12 protein-coding genes are annotated in these 21,889 nt (G+C 39.1%); all 12 read right to left on the bottom strand.

The window, feature by feature from the left end; genetic code table 11:
- Positions 1–4: 4 nt before the first annotated feature.
- The 12 genes from leuC to hypD all read right to left on the bottom strand — a co-directional run bounded on the left by leuC (position 5) and on the right by hypD (position 21,878).
- Positions 5–1,405, bottom strand: a complete 1,401-nt coding sequence (leuC, locus tag DWB61_RS02885; protein WP_125029391.1) for a 3-isopropylmalate dehydratase large subunit — start codon at positions 1,403–1,405, stop codon at positions 5–7.
- Between the two features lie 89 nt (positions 1,406–1,494).
- Positions 1,495–2,988 (bottom strand): 2-isopropylmalate synthase, encoded by a 1,494-nt coding sequence (locus DWB61_RS02880; RefSeq protein WP_125029390.1) that lies wholly within the window; start codon positions 2,986–2,988, stop codon positions 1,495–1,497.
- A gap of 532 nt (positions 2,989–3,520) precedes the next feature.
- The gene (ilvC, locus tag DWB61_RS02875) at positions 3,521–4,567 is read right to left on the bottom strand and encodes a ketol-acid reductoisomerase (RefSeq protein ID WP_125029389.1); all 1,047 of its coding nucleotides are present in this window, start codon (positions 4,565–4,567) and stop codon (positions 3,521–3,523) included.
- Positions 4,568–4,690: 123 nt separating this feature from the next.
- The gene (gene ilvN, locus DWB61_RS02870; RefSeq protein WP_197091153.1) at positions 4,691–5,212 is read right to left on the bottom strand and encodes an acetolactate synthase small subunit; all 522 of its coding nucleotides are present in this window, start codon (positions 5,210–5,212) and stop codon (positions 4,691–4,693) included.
- Positions 5,213–5,329: 117 nt separating this feature from the next.
- Entirely contained in the window at positions 5,330–7,066 is a 1,737-nt protein-coding gene (gene ilvB / locus DWB61_RS02865) for a biosynthetic-type acetolactate synthase large subunit (RefSeq protein WP_125029387.1), read from the bottom strand.
- A gap of 109 nt (positions 7,067–7,175) precedes the next feature.
- Positions 7,176–9,011, bottom strand: a complete 1,836-nt coding sequence (ilvD, locus tag DWB61_RS02860) for a dihydroxy-acid dehydratase (RefSeq protein WP_125029386.1) — start codon at positions 9,009–9,011, stop codon at positions 7,176–7,178.
- Positions 9,012–9,762: 751 nt separating this feature from the next.
- Positions 9,763–10,044 carry a hypothetical protein gene (locus tag DWB61_RS02855; RefSeq protein WP_125029385.1) on the bottom strand — a complete coding sequence of 94 codons (282 nt, stop codon included), beginning with the start codon at positions 10,042–10,044 and terminating at the stop codon, positions 9,763–9,765.
- Positions 10,041–11,186 (bottom strand): transglutaminase domain-containing protein, encoded by a 1,146-nt coding sequence (locus DWB61_RS02850; protein WP_125029384.1) that lies wholly within the window; start codon positions 11,184–11,186, stop codon positions 10,041–10,043. Before DWB61_RS02850 ends, DWB61_RS02855 begins: the two co-directional genes overlap by 4 nt.
- A gap of 620 nt (positions 11,187–11,806) precedes the next feature.
- Positions 11,807–14,002 (bottom strand): KamA family radical SAM protein, encoded by a 2,196-nt coding sequence (locus DWB61_RS02845; RefSeq protein WP_125029383.1) that lies wholly within the window; start codon positions 14,000–14,002, stop codon positions 11,807–11,809.
- Between the two features lie 161 nt (positions 14,003–14,163).
- Positions 14,164–16,965 (bottom strand): cytochrome c3 family protein, encoded by a 2,802-nt coding sequence (locus tag DWB61_RS02840; RefSeq protein WP_125029382.1) that lies wholly within the window; start codon positions 16,963–16,965, stop codon positions 14,164–14,166.
- Between the two features lie 206 nt (positions 16,966–17,171).
- On the bottom strand, positions 17,172–19,358 hold the full coding sequence (locus DWB61_RS02835; RefSeq protein WP_125029381.1) for a S9 family peptidase: 2,187 nt from the start codon (positions 19,356–19,358) through the stop codon (positions 17,172–17,174).
- A 156-nt stretch (positions 19,359–19,514) separates the two neighbouring features.
- Complete coding sequence (gene hypD, locus DWB61_RS02830) at positions 19,515–21,878, bottom strand: trans-4-hydroxy-L-proline dehydratase (RefSeq protein WP_125029380.1); 2,364 nt, start codon at positions 21,876–21,878, stop codon at positions 19,515–19,517.
- Positions 21,879–21,889 lie beyond the last annotated feature (11 nt).

The raw sequence follows: 21,889 nt of genomic DNA, 5'->3' as shown, positions 1-21,889 counted from the left end.
TTCACTATACGAACTCTCTTGGATCACTAATCACACCTGTAATGGCTGCGGCGGCAGCAGTGAGGGGACTTGCCAATAAAGTTCTTGAGCCTGGTCCTTGTCTTCCTTCAAAATTTCGATTCGAAGTTGACACACAATATTTGTTTGCAGGCACCTTATCCTCATTCATTGCCAAACAAGCCGAACATCCAGGCTGTCTCATTTCAAATCCAGCCTTTTCTAAAATTTCAACTAAACCTTCTTCAATTGCTTGCTTTTCGACCTTTTTAGAACCAGGAACAATCCATGCCGTGATTGAATCGGCCTTTTTGCGACCAGCCACCAAAGAAGCAAAAGCTCTTAAATCTTCAATTCGACCATTAGTACAAGACCCAACGAAAACGTAATCAACCTTTTTACCCAGAATTTGCTCTCCAAGTTCATAGTTCATATAAGCCAATGACTTTTTAAACGACGGCAACTCCGAAGCTTGAATATCAGATTCAGCAGGAATAAAAGCCGTAATCCCCATTCCCATACCAGGGTTGGTTCCATAAGTAATCCTAGGTTCAATATCTTCAGCCTTATAGGTGTATTCCATGTCAAACTCAGCACCTTCATCGGTTTTTAAAGTCTTCCATTTTGCTAAAGCTTGTTCCCAAGCCTCTCCTTTAGGTGCATGCTCTCTACCTTTCACATACTCAAACGTTGCATCATCCGGAGCAATCATTCCCCCACGAGCTCCCATCTCGATACTCATATTACAAACCGTCATTCGACCTTCCATACTAAGGTTTCGAACTGCTGCCCCAGCATACTCAACGAAATAGCCTGTAGCTCCACCTGTTCCCAATTGAGCAATCACATATAGGGTTAAATCTTTAGCCGTAACACCTTTTGCCAAATCTCCATCAATAGTTATCCTCATCTTTTTAGGTTTGGATTGCATGATACACTGCGTTGCCAATACCATTTCAACCTCGGAAGTTCCAATCCCAAAAGCCACAGCTCCAAAAGCTCCATGAGTTGATGTGTGACTATCACCACAAACTAATGTCATGCCTGGTTGTGTATGTCCCATCTCTGGCCCAACCACATGCACAATCCCATTATTGGGATGATTTAAACCATAAAGTTCAATCTTGTTTTTCTCGCAGTTTGCGCTTAAAGTTTCAATCTGCTTGCGCGACTGTTCATCTTTTATTGGCAGATGTTGATTCACAGTTGGGATATTATGATCGGGAGTCCCCAATGTTTTCTCAGGTCTTAAGACCTTTAAACCTCTACTCTCCAATCCTGAAAAAGCCTGTGGGCTAGTTACCTCGTGAATTAAATGCTTATCGATATAAACGATGTTTGGGCCACCTTCAACATGCTCTACCACATGTGCATCCCAGACCTTATCAAATAATGTTTTTGCTTTCAATGTGTCTTATTTTGTAAGTGTGTAATCAGGTCGAAAAGTCCGCTTCTACTCCGCTCAGCAACCTTTAACCTTTAACCTTTAACCTTTCCTTAAACCAGCTTAGCCAAAGCATTAACCAAAGCTTCTACAGAAGCAGTAATAATATCGATATTGGCTCCAAAGCCGTAATACATTTTGCCTTGATGCTCCAATTGAACGTGCACTTTCCCTAAATCGTCGCTGCCACGAGTCAAAGTTTGAACAAGAAATTCTTCCAAAGAAAACTTCTGTTTAATCAGCTTCTTAACCGCATTAAAACAAGCATCAATAGGACCATTTCCTTCAGCAGTAGCTGCACAGGATTCACCTCTAATTTTAAGATGAACCGTCGCCATAGGAATCGTTGATTTTCCTGCAACCACTTGTAACAATTCCAATTCAACGGATTGGGTTTCCGATTCATGATCACCCATTAATTCAGACAAATCACCTTCATTCACATTTTTTCTCTCATCTGCCATCAACAGGAATCTTGTGTAGGCATCATCCAAATCTTCCTTCGAAAGGCTATATCCCATTTCAGTCAAGTGATGATTCAATGCTGCACGCCCACTTCTTGCTGACAAAATGATGGCTGATTCCTTAATCCCTACATCGGCTGGATCAATGATTTCATAATTTTCACGATTCTTCAAAACACCATCCTGATGAATACCCGATGAATGTGCAAAAGCATTTCGTCCAACAATAGCCTTGTTGGCTTGAACGGGCATATTCATCAAGGAAGAAACCAATCGACTTGCCTCATAAATTCCCTTTGTATTAATTTCGGTATAGAATGGCAAGTCATGATGCGTTTTAACCGCCATCACCACTTCTTCCAGAGACGTATTTCCTGCTCTTTCACCTATTCCATTTAGGGTGACTTCAACCTGACGAGCTCCATTGATCACTCCACTCAAAGAATTAGCTGTTGCCATTCCCAGATCGTTATGACAATGGGTTGATAAAATCGCTTTATGCATATTGGACACATTCTCCATCAAGTATTTGATTTTGGCACCATACTCGCCAGGCAAACAATAGCCTGTTGTATCGGGAATATTGATGACAGTTGCCCCGGCTTTAATAACAGCCTCAACAACTCGAGCCAAATATTCATTATCCGAGCGTCCAGCATCTTCAGCGTAAAATTCAACGTCCTCAACATAGCGCTTGGCATACTTTACCGCACGAACGGCGCGCTGCAGAATCTCATCAGGATTCGAATTCAATTTAGATTGTATGTGATAGGGAGATGTTCCAATACCCGTATGGATACGGCCTCTTTTTGCAAATTTCAGAGCTTGAGCTGCCACGTCAATATCCTTTTCAACGGCGCGGGTTAGTGCGCAAATAGTAGGATTACTTACAGCCTTGGCAATTTCGACCACCGACTGAAAGTCTCCAGGGCTTGAAACAGGGAATCCAGCTTCAATCACATCTACCCCTAGAGCTTCTAATGTTCTTGCGACTTCAATCTTTTCAATTGTGTTCAATTGGCAACCAGGGACTTGTTCTCCGTCGCGCAGTGTGGTGTCGAAAATAAATATTCTATCACTCATCTTTTTATATAATTTGTGGTTAAGTATTATTCGATTAATAGCACAAAAAAAGCCCTTCCTTATGGGAAGAACTTCGTATAATGATCATTTGTTCTGATTCAAATTATAGCACAGTCTTCCTTGTCGAACTCATAATAATGAGATCGATAATGAGAATTAAACCAATAAGAATCGTATTCATATTCATGATATTTTATTTATTGTGATATGACCAATCGAGACCATTTCTCAATTGCTGAACAAACCTATAAACTATAAGAGTTGAGTGAAAACAATTTATCCGATTCAACTACGATCTTCAAATCAAATCATTATTCAGATTCCAGATAACAGACACCAACCAATCACCTGACAAACTGCAACTTAAAACTCAGATTTATTTGAAATAGAATGGGTTATTCAACCTTCTTTTTTACAAATAAATCATGTCATATTAGAACTATTAGCACCCCGTAATGGGTGAGGTACTAATAGCTGATTGCAAATTAACATGGTGTAAATATGTCTTACACCTAACAGCTAAGCTTATTGCCTAGTTGTTTTCCGGACGAAGCTTACGAACCGCAGTTCCAGCTTGCCACATTTCGCTTTCGCGAAGTTCTTCTAATTCTGCATCCAATTTTACTCGGTAATCGTTCTGAGAATTCGAATCAATTGAACGTTGTGCTTCTTTTCCTGCTGCAACTTCCTTATAAAGTTTTTCGAAAACTGGTTTCGTTGCATCACGAAAAGGCTTCCACCAATCTAAAGCACCACGTTGTGCCGTTGTTGAGGTATTGGCATACATCCAATCCATACCATTCTCAGCAACCAAAGGCATCAAACTCTGAGTTAATTCCTCAACTGTTTCATTGAAAGCCTCTGATGGTGAGTGGCCATTGGCACGTAATACATCGTACTGAGCAGCAAAGATTCCCTGAATACATCCCATTAGGGTTCCACGTTCGCCTGTTAAGTCAGAATACACCTCACGTTTAAATGTGGTTTCAAAAAGATACCCTGAACCAACACCAATTCCCAAAGCAACAACACGATCGAAAGCACGACCTGTTGCGTCCTGGAATATGGCATAAGATGAATTCAATCCACGTCCCTCAAGGAACATACGACGTAAACTTGTTCCTGATCCCTTAGGTGCAACAAGGATAACATCAACATCAGCTGGAGGTACAATACCAGTGCGCTCTTTGTAAGTGATACCGAATCCATGTGAGAAATAAAGCGCCTTACCAGGCTTTAGATATTTCTGAACAGTTGGCCAAACAGCTATCTGTCCTGCATCTGACAATAGGTATTGAATGACAGTTGCCTTATCCAATGCTTCTTCAATCTCAAAAAGATCTTTACCAGGAACCCAACCATCCGCGACAGCTTTGTCCCAGGTTTTAGAACTTTTACGTTGACCAACAATTACGTTGAAGCCATTATCTTTCAAATTTAAAGACTGACCTGGGCCTTGAACACCATAACCAATTACAGCAATGGTTTCGTCTTTCATTACTTCACGCGCTTTTTCCAATGAGAATTCTTCACGTGTTACAACTTGTTCTTCTGTTCCTCCAAAATTTATTGTTGCCATCTTTCTTGTAGATTTGAGATTCGAGATCTTAGATTTGGGATTTATTTTCACCCAAACTAAACCCAAAATCTTAATTGTTATTTTTTTATCATTAATTATAAATCGATAATCATTAATTGATTATTAACTAGCTTCTCCTAATTCCTTAAGATACGAGGTGAAATCTTTCTGCAGGCTTGAAACCGCTACTCGGCCAGATCGTGCAAACTGCAAAACGCCATACTGTTCCAACTCATGAAACAAAGCTTGATTATCGGCCTTGTAACCGACTCGCTCAATAACTAAAAAGTCAGGACTTACGGTTAGAATTTTAGCATTCTGATTTCTCACCAAGGCCTCTAAATTCCCATTTAATCGGGTTGAATTCGCAATCTTAAACAGTGCCACTTCCTGATGAACGATTTCTTCTGCTTCAAAATAAAGGGCTTTAAAAACGCCAATAATCTTTTCAATTTGCAGCACCACATTCTCAACCTTGCTCTCATCCATATAGGCTACAATGGTATATCGTGAGACACCTTTCACTTCGGATTCCGAAACGGTTAAACTCTCTATATTGATTTTCCTTCTTGAAAAAACGATGGTTACTTCATTCAGCAAACCGATATTGTTTTCTGAAAAAACTGTTATTGTATATTCTTTCATCATTTTTTATTTTTGATTTCAGACTTTAGAATTCTTATTATCTAAACTCGAATCCATTATAAATTTTAGGTTTCTTTATTTTAATCGTAAATCATCGATCGATAATCACAAATCATATTATTCCAGTCTCATTTCTGAAACGGCTGCTCCGGGCTCAATCATTGGCAATACATTAGATTCTGTTTCTACAACAACTTCCAAAAAGTAAGCGTTTGGCGATTCCAACATTTCCTTAATCGCTGATTCCAAATCTTCACGCTTACTTACTCTTATGGCTTGTATACCATAACCTTCAACAATCTTCACGAAATCAGGATTCTCTAGTCGAGTACAAGAAAAACGCTGATCGAAAAATAAGTCTTGCCACTGTCGCACCATACCCAGGAATGAATTGTTCAAAACAATGGTTTTAACTGGCAAATTGTATTGTCGGATTACAGCCAATTCCTGCAAAGTCATCTGAAAGCCACCATCTCCAGATATGGATATCACTTGAGCATTTTTATCACCAATCTGTGCTCCAATGGCCGCTGGCAAACCAAATCCCATGGTACCCAAACCACCCGAAGTAATCTGCGTATTCGGCTTTTTAAACTCGTAGTAACGCGCTGAAGTCATTTGATGTTGACCAACATCGGTACACAAAATGGCTTCACCATTGGTTTGTTCCGATACTAAACGAACAACTTCAGCCATATTAATTTGCTCTCTGTCAGAATAAGTCTGTTTCTTTATCACCTTATCAAATTCAAGCTGATAAAAATCCTTGAAACTCTTCATCCACTCAGGCTTAACATTTCCACGAACCAATTCATTCAAAGCAGTCAAAGCTTGCTTGGCATCAGCCCATACGGGCACATCAACCTTTATATTTTTATTATGCTCCGATCGGTCGATATCAATATGGATGATCTTAGCCTGTTTGGCATATTTCGCAGTATCGCCCGTTACCCTATCATCGAAACGCATCCCCACAGCAATCAACACATCACATTCGTTGGTATTTTTATTCGGTCCGTAATTACCATGCATTCCCAACATCCCAACATACAGAGGATGATCTGTTGGAAAAGATGATAAGCCTAACAAGGTACAAGCAACAGGTGTCTGGGTCTTCTCAACAAAAGCCATCAACTCCTTTTCTGCTCCTGACAAGAGGATTCCCTGTCCGGCAACTAATAAAGGTTTCTTTGCCCCATTGATTAGTTTGGCTGCCGCTTCAAGCTGACTAAAGTCTAGCTCAGGCATAGGCTGATACGAACGGATGTGCTCACACTTTTTATATTCATAATCCGTTGTCGCAATCTGTGCATCCTTTGTGATATCAATCAATACAGGACCTGGACGACCCGAACGTGCAATATAAAATGCTTTAGCCATCACCTCTGCAATTTCTTCAGCTTTGGTGATCTGAAAATTCCACTTCGTAACTGGCATAGACAAACCTATCATGTTGGTTTCCTGAAAAGCATCCGACCCCAAAAAACCACTAGCTACCTGACCTGTAATGATTACAAGTGGGGTTGAATCCAGATAAGCATCAGCCAATCCAGTTAAGACATTCGTTGCTCCCGGCCCCGATGTTGTGAAACAAACACCCGGCTTTTTACTGATTCGTGCATAGGCCTGTGCTGCATGAGTTGCCCCTTGCTCATGACGCGCCTGGTAATGCTGTAGTTCTTCCTGATGATCGTATAAGGCATCGTAAACTGGCATTATCGCTCCACCGATATATCCAAATATGCTATCTACATCTTCTTCAATCAAGCTTCGAACCAATACCTCAGCCCCCGATATATGCTCTTTGGTTTTACACATAGTATTTGTATTTTGAACTTTTGTTGCTACTTCCATCCTGTTTGTTATTTGTCATTGGTCAATAGTGACTACTGATATGATTTTCACCTCACATCATCGTTCCAACACATCACCAAATCAACTTTAAACTTTATCCTTGTGTACTTTAAACTTGTCGTATGGCTCCTTTATCTGCGGAACTTACTAGTTTCGAATAGGCTTGTAAGGCTTTCGAGACAACCCGATTTCTCCCTCTTGGAGTGAAAGCCTTATCGCCAAAAGCTTCTTCTTCTTTTCTTCTGGCCTCCAGTTCTGAATCGGAGATGCAAATATTCAAGCTTCGATTTGGTATGCTAATTTCGATTTTATCTCCTTCCTTAATCAAAGCAATGGCACCAGCCGCTGAAGCTTCCGGTGAAACATGGCCAATTGATAAGCCTGAGGTGCCTCCCGAAAAGCGACCATCGGTAATCAGAGCACATTGGGCTCCCAATCCCATAGCTTTCAGGTAAGAGGTTGGATACAACATCTCTTGCATGCCTGGTCCACCAGATGGGCCTTCGAACTTAATCACCACCACATCACCTGCATTAACTTGCTTTGTGAGAATCGCTTCACAAGCATCTCGCTGTGAATAATAAACCTTGGCTGTTCCTGTGAAGTTGAAAACCTCTTCGGCTACACCTGCCGTTTTCACCACACAACCATCAGGAGCAATATTTCCGAAGAGAACAGCAAGTCCACCATCCTGAGAATAAGCATTGTCTATGCTTCTTATACAACCCTTTTCTCTGTCGGCATCCACCTGCTTGTACTGTGAATTTTGAGAAGCAAAGCTCAGGTTACGACCACTTCTGCCTGGTGCCGAGAGGTAAAGTACTTTCGCCTTTTCGGAGAGTTTATCTGATGTCAAATCGAATTCTTCTATAACTGTCTTCAAACTTTTCTGATCAACTCGTCCTACTTCAGTATTCAAAAGCCCACACTTAGAAAGCTCAGCCAGAATACTCATAATACCCCCTGCACGGTTCACATCTTCAATATAATATTTATCAGAATTGGGAGCTACCTTACACAGGTTTGGTGTTTTGCGCGACAAGTCATCCATGTCTTTCATTGTAAAATCAAGCTCTGCCTCGTGAGCAATAGCCAAAAGGTGAAGCACCGTATTGGTCGAACCGCCCATGGCAATATCCAATGTCATAGCATTCTTGAATGCATCAAGTGTAGCAACCGATCTTGGCAAAACAGAATCATCTCCGTGCTTGTAGTAGACATCTGTTATCTTCACAAGACAATCCGCAGCTTCCAAAAAAAGATCTTGACGCAACTTATGAGTGGCTAGCAAAGTTCCATTTCCTGGTAGAGCTAAGCCTAATGCTTCATTCAAACAGTTCATCGAGTTAGCAGTAAACATGCCTGAACAGGAACCACAAGTTGGGCAAGCTGATTCTTCGATCTCCTGAAGACGTTCATCACTCACGCTATCGTCGCCAGCTTTTACCATGGCGTCAACTAAATCGAGCTTTTCGCCTTTTGATTCGCCTGCCTCCATTGGGCCTCCCGACACAAAAACGGTGGGAATATTCAATCGCATGGCGGCCATCATCATGCCCGGTGTAATCTTGTCGCAATTCGATATACAAATCATCGCATCCACCTTGTGTGCATTACACACATACTCCACACTATCAGCAATCAGCTCGCGCGATGGAAGCGAATACAACATGCCGTCGTGCCCCATGGCGATACCATCGTCAATGGCTATCGTATTGAACTCTGCAGCAAAATAGCCTGACTTCTCGATCTGCTTTTTCACCATTTGCCCAACATCTTGCAGATGTGCATGACCAGGTACAAACTGGGAGAATGAATTCACTATAGCAATCACAGGCTTTCCGAACATCTCTTCTTTCATGCCATTCGCACGCCAAAGGCTTCTGGCTCCTGCCATGCGTCTGCCCTCTGTGGTTTGGCTACTGCGTAATTGGTTTTTATACATCTTGGTTAATATTTTATTGTTGTCGTTTTTCTTTTATTCAATTCTCAGTGATCGGTTGTCAGTTTTCTGTTATCCTTACTTCGACTCCACTCAGGAACCAGCAAAAAAAACGCCCTTCCGTTTAGGGAAGAGCGCTCATAATTTCGTTAGTTCGAATTATTGTGTGTGCATGCCTTCCCTCATCCTCATTCTAATAATGACGATGACCATAATAATGATAATAATGACTAGCTTACTTGATAACATATAATAATCTGATCTAAAAAAAAGCCCCTTCGTTTCGGAAGAGGCTTTTGAATATTTTGTAAAACTTGTTTCGTTTAATTAAATATGCACAACCTCGATTCATGTCCAATTAGGACGCGAATAATGACGTTGATAATAATGATTGTATTAAATTGCATATTGCTTTTTCTATTTTCGGATTCCTCAATAATTCATTGAAATCCTTTTTATTTAATCTTGTCAACGAACCTTTACAATCTCTCTTTCGATCTGATTACGTTGACAAATCTATGCGACAAATATAGCTTATAAAATCTTTTATTTCCAAATCCTACGATTTCCAAACCTGATTTTATCCGCATTCTTCATTCTAAATAAGAATCCACAACAGCAGTATTTATGGGCTTTCTTATTTTTAAAATATTTTCAGGTTCATATTACTTTCACAGCTTTTTTCACTGGTGAAAATAATATAGATTAGCTATTTCCCGATCTCTTCTTAGAATGAAAAATTCATTTTCAAGTCCTAAATCATATAAGTATAGACGATAAATATAACAAGCATAAAAAAAATAAAAATCACGATTATTTCCTTTCTTTGTTCGAAACGAGCTTTCAATCGAATCTTAGCTTTAATGTTCTTAAGCCTCTCTTTAGGCACTACTTTATAATGCAAAGCTTCAGCACCATTATCTCTATGTGCTGCCTCTCGATTATTTGATCTGAACTTTTGCTTATTAGATGTTCTAATAGCACGATTCTGCCTCATCCTAATAATCATATCTAAAACATGGCCTGCACTACTCATTTAAATTCCTTATTTGTAGATAATGATTTCCTGTATTCTTTTGCAATTTTAAGATACTTTCCCAATTTCATTTTGGTGTCATTTAAATCATTAAGTGCTTTATCAATTGATATATATAAATAATCAACATTAATTTTCAAATTTGATGATACATTTTTAACAAGTTTTAATTGACTTAACGATAAATTGAACAATTGATCAACTTCATCAAGCATTTCTTTTATCTCTTCATCACTCTTGTAAGGTATATAATATTTATTCTTATAATCAATATACTCATTTGATAAGATTATTCCTTCATTAAAATTCTTCAAAGCTAAATTATAATATTCCGTATTTATTTTATCATAACTCTTTTGTATTTCAGCCCTTAAATGCTGAAGATTATCATAATCTAAATAGCAAGAAATACCATTACTTTTTATTCTGGAACATATACTAATTAATCTCTCAATTTCTGTTTGTTTTTCGTATGCTTTTAGGGTGTTTATAAAATTGAAAGACACCACTCTTTTACTTGCTTTTGATTTACTTTCATGAAACTCTCTTTTAGTAATTGGATAATTTGAAAATTGCCATAGAGGGTCAAAAGGTATATGTGTTTTTATAAAGCGCTCAGGTCTCATCATAAAATAATCATTATTTAGATCTTTGATGTAAAGGTTATTTTTGATAGAACCTGAACCCCAAGTTGGATCAATCAAATACCAAGTAGAATCAATCATTGAAGCGCACCACGCATGCATATTATAATTGACTAGTTTCAATTCCCTTGTATACCCTGTTATAATATAAGTTTTAATACCAACTTTATTGGCAATCTCTGAATACAGATTTGTAAAATCACGACAAACTCCTTTCCTTGTTTTAAGAATTTCATCACTTTTCAAATTTGAATAAGAAAACATACTATCACAATCATAATAAATATTTTTAGCTATCCAGAAAAATATTGCTCTAGCCTTTTCTTTCTGAGTAACAAACTCCGTATTAACATAATCTGCAATACTTTGAGTATAATGACTAGATGAATCAGAAATTTGATGCATAATTTTATCAACATGTGAAAGCTTACGACTCTTCTGTGCCTTTAAAGTAAAAGAAAAACCAATTATCAGAATTAGTGAAATTATCCTTTTCATTATATTATTTTAATTTATCTATAAAATTAAACATTATATATTATAAATCAAAACATAATATTTAAACAAACACTTAGGATCATTTTAAATAATTATCAACATAAAAAAATACTAAAATTCAAATTATGTGGGTTTCATTCGTCAGAGTTCTACTAATTGGTAAAGTTTACACTTCAATCAATTCAGATTCTCCTGCAGTTTCTAGTATAAACTCAATAATAAGAATCAACGTTTCATCTGTTACAATAAGCCCCCTACGTGCTTCTAACTGATAGGCTTAACGCTTAAAACCCAAGAGATATTAACCAAGCGGCAAGTTCTTGATAAAATAGTCCCTTTATCGCCACCTTTCAATATAGGTTTTGTCCGTCAATAGATAACACTTTAAAAAAAAATGGTCAGACACAGTTCCATGAATAAATCCACAACTAAAAGATCAATTAGCACTACTGTAAATAATAGCGGCTCTGCTGGAACAAATATTAGGGCTGCTGAAAGAAATAATAGCTTTACTATTTCTTAAAGAAGTTTCAAACATCAAAAAAAACCGAAGGGTAAATCCTCCAGTAAATTATATTGATATTCATCTTTTAAGCCCCCATGATAAATCATGGGGCTAGCTATTCAATCTCTCCCAAATTGGTCACCTCATCGGTCAGTTTATAATCGTATTCGGGGTATTCAAACAAACTCATTCGGGGTTCGGTTTCACCTATGGAATAGCCCCAAATGCTTTCATAATTGACAATGTCTTCACCTATTTCATCTAATTGGTTTAGATACTCACCTATCGACTTCGATTCAATAATAATAACCTTATCCATCTCGTGCACAGCCGGGCTATGGGCACGGGTTTTGTCCAACTCAAACTCCAGTATTCTTCGTCCGTAACGTGTAATACCAATCGTCCTGAATGTCATACTCTTTCCAACCCCAGGTAAGTTCAAAACATTTCGATCCGTTGCAAGAAATGGCAAAGCTGCTTTTCGCATTAAATCATGAATATTATCAACCAGTACCTCAGCATGAGTTGGAAAATCACTTATTTCATCCTCATACTTTGGCGGAATCTGTCCAATTCTTTTCTCCTCTGTTAACTCCTGAACCGATCGCTCATTGGTAGCAAAATTGAAGCTGTTTTCCATATACCCCTTTACACTAAAGGTATAGTAATTCAAAACCCCAATTTCATTCAGGACTTGACGAAGTTTTGATGAATGCCCCCGGCGCGATGCTGCCGATGTTAATACCAATTGATTGGTTACGGTCCAGCCCGCCATATTGAGTAAGCGCACTGCTTCTCGGGCTTCGGGCGTAAGCTCCATGGAGGATTCAAAATGCGTTTGAACAATAAACTTTTTTACCCCTAGTTGCGATGCTTTGTGTTTAAAGTCTTTCAGAACCTGCACAAATTCCGAGCTAACTCTTTGTGGTAAATAAACCGGTATTCTTGTCCCTAAACGTACCCTTAAAATCTCAGCATATTTCTCCCCCTCCTTGCGTTTTTCATTCGCTTTCTTTTTTCGTGCAGCCATCTCATAAACGGCATCCAAAATTTGTTCCAAGGAGCGATTCGAACACATAAAAGCATCTCCTCCGGTAATTAAAATATCGCGCAATTGAGAATCGAATTCAAAATATTCAAGCAAACGGTTTAATTTCCCAGGCCAACTTTCTTGGGGTTTTAATTTATCTAGATTAAAATTCAAATTACCTCGTTGAAAATCGAACATACGCTGGCAGGAAGCACAAAGCCCCGCACAAGCTCGCCCCATGGTATCGGGGATTAAAATAGCCACCTCAGGATAACGACGATGAATATTATGAATCGACGGCAAAATCCAACCCGCCGCATTGGGTTTTCCGGGCTCAACCAAATCTTCCTTTTCCCAGGCCACAATATGACCATATTCATCAATTAATTGCTGGCTATACACCACATAATACCTAATTGCCAAATCAGCACCAATAGCAAAATAGGGAACCCGTACATGAAGCAAGGATAAATAATAGGGGTTGATAAAAAAAGGGATTCCCTTCTTTTCAGCCTCATAAAGAATCTTCATTGAATCGGGATCAAGAGAATCATCCAATAGCTCGTTTAACAAATCGGGGGTACGAACTGCAAAACTTAAATGAAACCTATAATCATCCCACCATTTAAGCATCATAAGGTATTTTTGCTCTTCGCTCAAATTGAGAGGAAACACATAGCTCTTCGTTTTTATCTCACCCGAATCAATTTTTTTAATGAATACTTTGATAATACGTTCACGATTTTCTTCCCTGAGTTTTATAATTCGGGGATCAAGTCCTGTACTCCAACGATTCATCCACTCTTCAAGCTTTTTACGACTTGGCATTTCACGCTTGTAATCGCCACAAAACTGACGAAATAAATAAAGCATGTCGTTGAAGAAATAAGGTTTAGCTCCACCGGTTCCAAAATTGACGGCAAGCCAAATTAATTTGATAGGATTACTGACCGCTTTTTCACCTCCAATATTTGGATCATCAAATTCACGCCCCGCATTGTCAATATAATCGAGTATTCTAATAGATGCAAAATCTCGCCAAGTTAGTTTCTCATAAGCTTCCCGTCCTTTGACTATCCCCTTGTAAAACTGGTAGGCTTCATCGTGTTTTTTCAACTCTTCGAGCACCCAATTCCTAACACCAACCAAAGCTTCAGTTGAATTTTTGGCATTTCGCATAATCTCTTCTAAAACCGGACTTACTTTTAAAAGTTGCTTTAAAAGCATGTGCGATTTTACTGTTATAGCGATATGATCCAGCTGATGTACTTTCGAACTCATTGTTCTTGTTTTTTTGCATTCTCTATAAAATACGATTTTTTTAAGTTTTTTGCTAATCCATTCCCAATTGCAAGCTCCTTTCATTTGATATTCAAACAAAAAAAACCGGAGGATAAATCCCCCGGCAAATGATATCAGCACTATTTTAGCCTTCTGCTTATTTATTTCACTCCAAACAATAATGAATAGATAATCAGAGCAATTAATAGGAATCCGATAAACAGAAATAAGAAACCAAAGAGTTTGACAGATCGACTTCTTTCTTTTGTGATTTCCATTTCGACGATACATTCATCCAACTTGCCTGAATTTTTCAATTCCTGATAATCTCTGGGGCGCTCTTTCTTATATTCCTCAAGCAAAACGTGCCCGGTAAAGATCACCGTATCCATAGGGAATGATTCGGGACGGAAGTGGGTGTTAAAAAAGTGAATGGTAAAGATAAAGCCGACAGCCAACAAGGCTTCGTCGCTATGTATGATTTGAGCAACATTAATCAGCCATCCGGGTAAGAACTTGGTAAACATTTCGGGGAACCACAATACTAAACCCGTGAAACCAATAATAGCAACACCCCAAAATACAGCTAGATAGTCGAATTTTTCCCAATAGGTCCATCGTCCATAGTTAGGCCGTTCACCTCTGCCTACAAACCATTTTACACTTGCCCAAAAATCTTTAAGATCCTGACGATTGAACATGATGGAATGGCTACCAAAAATGAATTCAGACCAGCGAAGTCCCATCTTTCTTTTCCCTCTTATAAGTGAAAAAAGGTGATAAATAAAGTAGCCGAATGTCACAACAGCTCCTAAACGGTGCAAAATACCAGCCACTTTTACACCTCCTAAGAAATCAACCAAATATCTGGCCCATTGCATATTGGCAAATTTAAGTAGCATGCCCGTTAAAGCTAGGATCACAAAACTTAGAATAACGAAGATATGGGTATAACGTTGGCTATCGGTAAATCGACGAATATAAATCGCCTTGCCCTTAGGTTTATGAAGCTTCTTTTTTCTTCTTTCCCGCAAAGATTGAGGTAACCACAGAAGTGTGTGCAAACCAAAGAATCCGAAAACCGCGATCAGTAAAGAAGACATGCCCCAAAAGGTGTAATACAAAACGGGATACTTATCCCGATTATTATGAGTCGCGTGAGTTAAAAATCCCGTGAATTGCATGTTGGCACCCTCGTGACATTTCTGGCAGGTAGCCACAATATTGTCGTATCCCACAGCTGAGTTCGGATGCTTAATATTCATATCGGAATGCGCACCATGGCAATCGGAACACCTGGCTGCTTGTAAATAGCCAAGCTGATAGGCCTTACCATGGTAGGTTTCCAAATAACTATCAGATAATTGCTTATGACAGAGACCACATTGATGGGTGATTTCATTCATAAATTCATCCTTGTCGATTTCGGATATCAAATGAGCCGAATGGCAAACGGTGCAAGTGGGATATATTTCCTTATCCTTATTATTCGTAATGCCATGATCACTTTTTATGTATGTATTGTAAATCCCTCTATGACAAGTTCCACAAGTCGCGGGTATATTTTCTGGATAAACAGAAGATCTTTCATCACTATCTTTTAGCATGAAATGGGTGGTATGACAATCCGTACAAACGGCACTTGATAAAAGGCCCTTTTTAATCATCCCCTTCCCATGAACACTTGAAGAATAATCGTGATAGGCATCCACTTCCTTAAGCGTGCTTTGCTGAATTGCCCTGCCATCTTCACGATGACATCCACCACAAAGAGCAGGAATAGAAAGACGATACACGGGTGATGTCTCATCTTTTTTTGACTTAACCAGATGCTTCCCATGACAATCGGTGCAATAGGGAGCAGATTCTTTTCCCTCAAGATGGGCCACGCCATGCCCACTTATCGCATAGATCTCAGATATTTCAGCATGACAAGAAGAACAATCAACTTTACCAGCCGTTTCGCAGGGGCGTTTTTTTCTTGCAGAAACATCGGAGTGACATTTTACACAAGTGATATTATTATGAGCTGAAGTTGTCAGATACTTGACATCAACCTGAAGAGAAATAGTATCCAGTCCAACAATTTTATGGATCTCTTTCTTTTCGTGGCATGCAAGACAAGATCGGTCGGATATGCTTTCAAGAATATTCTGGATATTTACGATATGAGGTGGGTGACAATCAGTACATGCAGGTATCGATCCTGGCTTTTTCTCCCACTGTTGTTCGTTTATGACTTTGGTATGTACCTGTTCAATTCTTGCATGACATTTCATACAGGTAGCAGCAATATTCTTAAGAGAAATACTGGAAAGACGATTATTATGAGGTAATATCAAATGGTTCCCATGACAATTATTACAAGTAGCCGTAACAATTAAACCACTCTTATACAAACCCTTCCCATGTATACTTTGACTATAATTCTGTAATATATTGTGTTCTGTAATTTTGTAGGTTCGAGCGACAGGAGCCCCTTCCCGATGGCACTTTCCACAAAGTATGGGAATATTCATTTTATAAGTTCGGCAAGCAGGATTGGTATGGGATAAAATATCGTGCCAACCATGACATTCCTTACAATCAGGAGCGTACCTCGCTCTTTTTTTTAATGCCTGACCATGAATACCCATTTCAAATTTAGTCTGAGCCTCTTCGTGACAAGTCCCACAGTTTACTGGTGACATCTCAGCTGGGTGAGGCCAGTCGCTCCCAACGGCAGATTCAGGATGACAAGCTATACAAGTTACTTTTTGGTGGATAGACCTAAGTAAAAGAGGGTGATCCACCCATACCGATTGTTTTTTGTTTTTCCCTTCTCTTACAATATAAGGATCATCATGACACATCATACAGGTTTCGTCATCCTGGGCAATAAGAATAGGGCTACTGAGGAAACCCAGTAGAAAGACAAGAACCCAAACGAACCATTTAGCTTTAAAGTGGCAGGAATCATCCATATCAAACTGAATAGTAACAGTTAAACTAATTACTACCTAAGTTAATGACTATTCGATTGAAATAAAAAAAAAGCCGAAGGATTCATATCCCTCGGCTATATATATCTGCTTGTTTTGACCGATAAGCCAAATACTAATAGTTCCTTTTTCATGAGAGTGCCACAGCCTCGTTACTCGGCTTCGCAAAGACTGGTTTATTAAAATTATTATTTCAAATTCTCGTTAAAAAAATCAGTCATCATCCCATAAAGATGCAAGCGAGTTTTACCTCCATAAATGCCATGATTACGATTGGTATACATGTGCATTTGAAATTTCTTATTGTTCTGAACCAGCTCTTCAGAAAGCTCCAGACTGTTCTGCATGTGCACGTTATCATCTGAAGTACCGTGTATCAAAAGGAACTTGCCTTTTAACTGATCAGCAAAAGCGATAGGCGCATATTTATCGTAACCTTCAGGGTTTTCCTGTGGTGTGCGCAGGTAGCGTTCCGAATAGATACTATCGTAATAACGATAGGTGGTTACAGGAGCCACAGCAATTCCAGCCGAGAAAACATCAGCGCCACGAAACATACAAAGCGAAGACATTTGACCTCCAAAACTCCAACCATAAACCCCAATCTTCGATCCATCTACATAATCTAATCCAGCCATATATTTACCTGTTTCGATCAAATCGATAGCTTCCAGATTTTGAACCTGCATATAGGTGCATTTTTTGAATGCTTCGCCTCGTGCCCCTGTTCCGCGATTGTCAACACAAACCACAACAAACCCCTCCTGAGCTAAATATTCGAACCATTCGAAACGGTAGCGATCAAGAACGAGCTGAGATCCCGGACCTCCATAAAAAGTCAATACTGCTGGGTAGTTCTTCGAAGCATCAAAGTTCGTAGGCTTAATCATAAAAGCATTCAGCTCCACATCTTCTGACGTTTTGAAAGAGAAGAACTCACGCTCTGGTAATTGATAATCGGCCATTCTCTTTTTAAGAGAGGCATTATCCTCAAGGACACGAATTTGTTTCCCTTTTGCATTGTGCAAAGTCACTAAGGTTGGTGTCTTTACATTGGAGAAATAGTTAATATAGTACTTGAATCCCCAAGAGAAAACAGCAGAGTTCGTTCCCATATCTGTACTCATTTTTTTAGTACGCTTTCCTTTGATATCTACTGCGTAAATCTCACGCTGAAGTGGTGATACGGCTGCTGCCTGATAATAGAATAGCTTGTGAGCTTCGTCGTAACCTAAGAATTGAGTCACTTCCCAATCACCTTTGGTAATTTGACGCTTAAACTTTCCATCTATATCATAAAGGTAAATGTGATTGAAACCTGATTTCTCACTCGTTAGAATAATAGACTTACCATCTTCTGTGAAAGTCAAATCATCATTCACATCAATCCAGGCCTTATTCTTCTCTTCATAAATCAGCTTCGTGTCACCTGTATTAACATCAGCAAATAAAAGCTCATAATGATTTTGATGACGACTCATACGAACTATGCTCAAAACTTCAGGATTGCGTGTCCACTTGATTCTTGGAATATACTGATCGGTTTCATCTCCCACATTCATGGTCCGAGTTTTCTCAGAAGCCAAATCATAAACATGAATACTCACCACAGAGTTATCTTCACCTGCTTTTGGGTATTTGAATGTGTAATTTTCAGGGTATAAAGCATTCGCCTTTTTTTCAGGATAAGTTCCTTTAAAAACCGTCATATTAAACTGCTTCACACGAGATTCGTCGAAACGCATAAAAGCAACGCGCTTGCCATCGGGCGACCATTGGAATCCTTTCCAGAAAGAGAATTCTTCTTCGTAAACCCAATCTGGTGCACCATTAATAATGTGATTATATTTACCATCGAAGGTGAATTGTTTCTCCTTATTGGTCTTCAGATCTTTAATAAACAAATTGTTCTCACGGAAGAAACAAACCTGATCACCTGCAGGGGAAAAATCCGCCAATTGCTGACGTCCTGTAGAAAGAACATCCAACTTTTTATTCGTTCTATCGAACACAAAAAATTCAGCCGAATAGGAATGTCTGTAAATGTCAATTCGATTACTTGCCAACAAGATCTTCTTCTCGTCAGATGAAAACTGGTAGCTATCAATTCGCTTGATATCTTTATTCTCCATCTTAGACAAATCGAATAGAACCTCAATCAATTGGCCGGTTGCATAAGCATATTTTTCTACGCGTTGTCCTTCCTTTAGAATAGTATAATGCAAACCGTCATTCATAGAACGTAAGCCGTAAACAGATTTTGCATTAAAAGTGCCATCAATACTCACATTTTCGAGAGTAAAGGCCTTATTGCCATTTTGTGCCCCTACCAGACAAGCTATCAAAAGAAGGGGAATTAATAATAAACGTTTCATATATAAGGTTAAAGGATAAAGTAAATAAAGTGTAAAGTAATAAGATTAATCCCGATTCTCGGGACCAGCAAAGCTGGAATAGAAAGGTTAAAGTTATCGGTTCTCGGTTGTCAATAGCTGATAACCGAAAACTGACAAACAGATAACTAAATGCAATTAAAATTCAGTATGCTCATTTCTTCGGATAATCTCGTTCTGCAGATCCTCGCCCAAGTCGTTGAAATAATCGCTATAACCTGCCACACGCACAATCAGATCTTTATACGATTCCGGATTTTTTTGTGCATCGCGAAGGGTATCAGCACTAACCACATTGAATTGAATGTGATGCCCATCCATACGGAAATAAGAACGAACCAGATTCATCACTTGTGTAATACCCGCTTCATCATCCATAAACTGTGGGCTGAACTTCTGATTCAAAAGAGTTCCTCCTGTTCGAAGATGATCAATCTTTGCCGCTGACTTTACAACTGCTGATGGTCCTTTTGTGTCAGCGCCTTGATAAGGTGAAATCCCTTCGGACAATGGCATTTCAGCCAAACGACCATCTGGCGTTGCCCCCATAATATTCCCAAAATAAACGTGGCAAGTGGTCGGAAGCATATTAATGCGAAATACCCCACCTTTTGCGGTTGGCCTACCATTAATGGCTTCATAGAAGGTTTCGAAAATATCGACAGCTAACTCATCAGCGTAATCATCGTCATTACCATATTTAGGTGTCTTATAAATTAAATCGCTTCGCAGCTGATCGTAGCCTTCGAAATTGGCGTCCATCGCTTTTTTCAAATCCGTCAGGCTCAGCATTTTATTTTCGAAAACATTCAGCTTAATAGAAGCCAGCATATCGCTCAAACTCCCCAATCCAACACCTTGAACGTATGAGGTATTATAACGAGCACCACCTGCATTATAATCTTTCCCTTTACTGATGCAATCGTCAACCAAAACCGAAAGGAATGGCACAGGTAGATAAGTCGCATATAAACGCTCGATGACGTTATTGCCTCTAAGTTTGATATCGGCAAAGTGTTTCACCTGCTTCTGCCAGGCAGCAAATAAGTCTTCGTAAGAATTGAAGCTTGACAATTCGCCCGTTTGTAAACCAATCAGTTTACCCTTACGGGGATCAACACCATTGTTCATGGTTATTTCAAGTATTTTTGCCAAATTGAAGTAACCACTCAGACTGTAATTCTCTGTTCCAAAAGCACCCGTTTCAACACAACCCGAGCAGCCACCATTACGCGCATCTTCGATGCTTTTTCCTTGTCGCAGCATTTCCTGAATAACCGCATCGGTATTAAAAATAGAAGGTTGTCCGAATCCAGTTTTCACAATTCTAAGTGCTCGTTTGATAAAACGATCTGGATTTTTCTTGCTCAACTGCACCATTGAACTAGGCTGTAACAAACGCATTTCCTCTATCACATTTAGAATGATATAAGACATCTCATTCACCGCATCCGAACCATCTTCCTTTAAACCTCCCACATTAATTAAGCAGAAGTCAGTATATGTATTACTTTCTTTAGCCGTCACACCCATTTTAGGTGGGGCCGGATGATTATTGAATTTGATCCAGAAAGCTTGTAGCAATTCATACATAGCATCTTCAGCTAGCTCACCCGTTTTCACTTCCTTCTCATAAAAAGGCAAAAGGTGCTGATCTAATCGACCTGGATTGAAAGAATCCCAAGGGTTTAACTCTGAGATTACGCCTAAATGTATAAACCAATAGTGCTGCAAGGCTTCGTGAAAGGTTTCCGGTGCATGTGCTGGTACGCGACGACACACCTTAGCCATCTGCTCTAATTCAGCTTTTCTTTCAGTATTCGTTTCTGTCTTTGATAGGCTCTCCAATTCTTCCGCATGACGCTCTGCAAAATGAATAATACCATCGCAAACAATGTCCATGGCCTTCAACTCTTCCTGCTTATCGTAGGCTTCATTATCGTTAAAAAAATCCAAAGCTTCAATGGCTGAAGCGATATCCTTTTTCACATCAAGGAAACCTCTTTGGAACATTTTCTTACCCAAAACAGTATGACCGGGAGCACGCTGCTCTTGAAACTCGGTAAAAATACCTGCCTCGTAAGCATTCAACCACTCAGGAGTCATATTGCCAATCAGTTTATCACGATTGGTTTTCCCTGTCCAGAAAGGAATGATGCTTTCCTCGTAAATCTTAAATGTTTCCTCATCAACCTTGAATGAAACCTTCTCTCTTTCGTTCAAAATCTTAAGATCATCCAAAGAGTGAATACAAATCTCTGGATATGTAGGACAGGCCTTTGGGGCTGGTCCACGCTCACCAACGATCAATTCATTTGGATTGATACAGATCTTCTTGTTGGCAAAAAAATGTTGGAAAGAAAGGGCACGTTTCACAGGTGTAGAAACCATTTGTGCCTCATCTGATTTATAAAATTCTGTCATTAACAAAGCACGCTCTGGCGATATGCAGTTGATAGCATTTAAACTTTGTTCTCTTAATTTTTGTATTCTGGTGTTCATGATTTTTTGAA

It is taken from the genome of Ancylomarina euxina, from assembly GCF_003863355.1.
Lineage (GTDB): Bacteria > Bacteroidota > Bacteroidia > Bacteroidales > Marinifilaceae > Ancylomarina > Ancylomarina euxinus.
The sequence above is the reverse complement of the archived record's forward strand: the minus strand, read 5'-3'. Positions and strand labels throughout refer to the sequence as shown.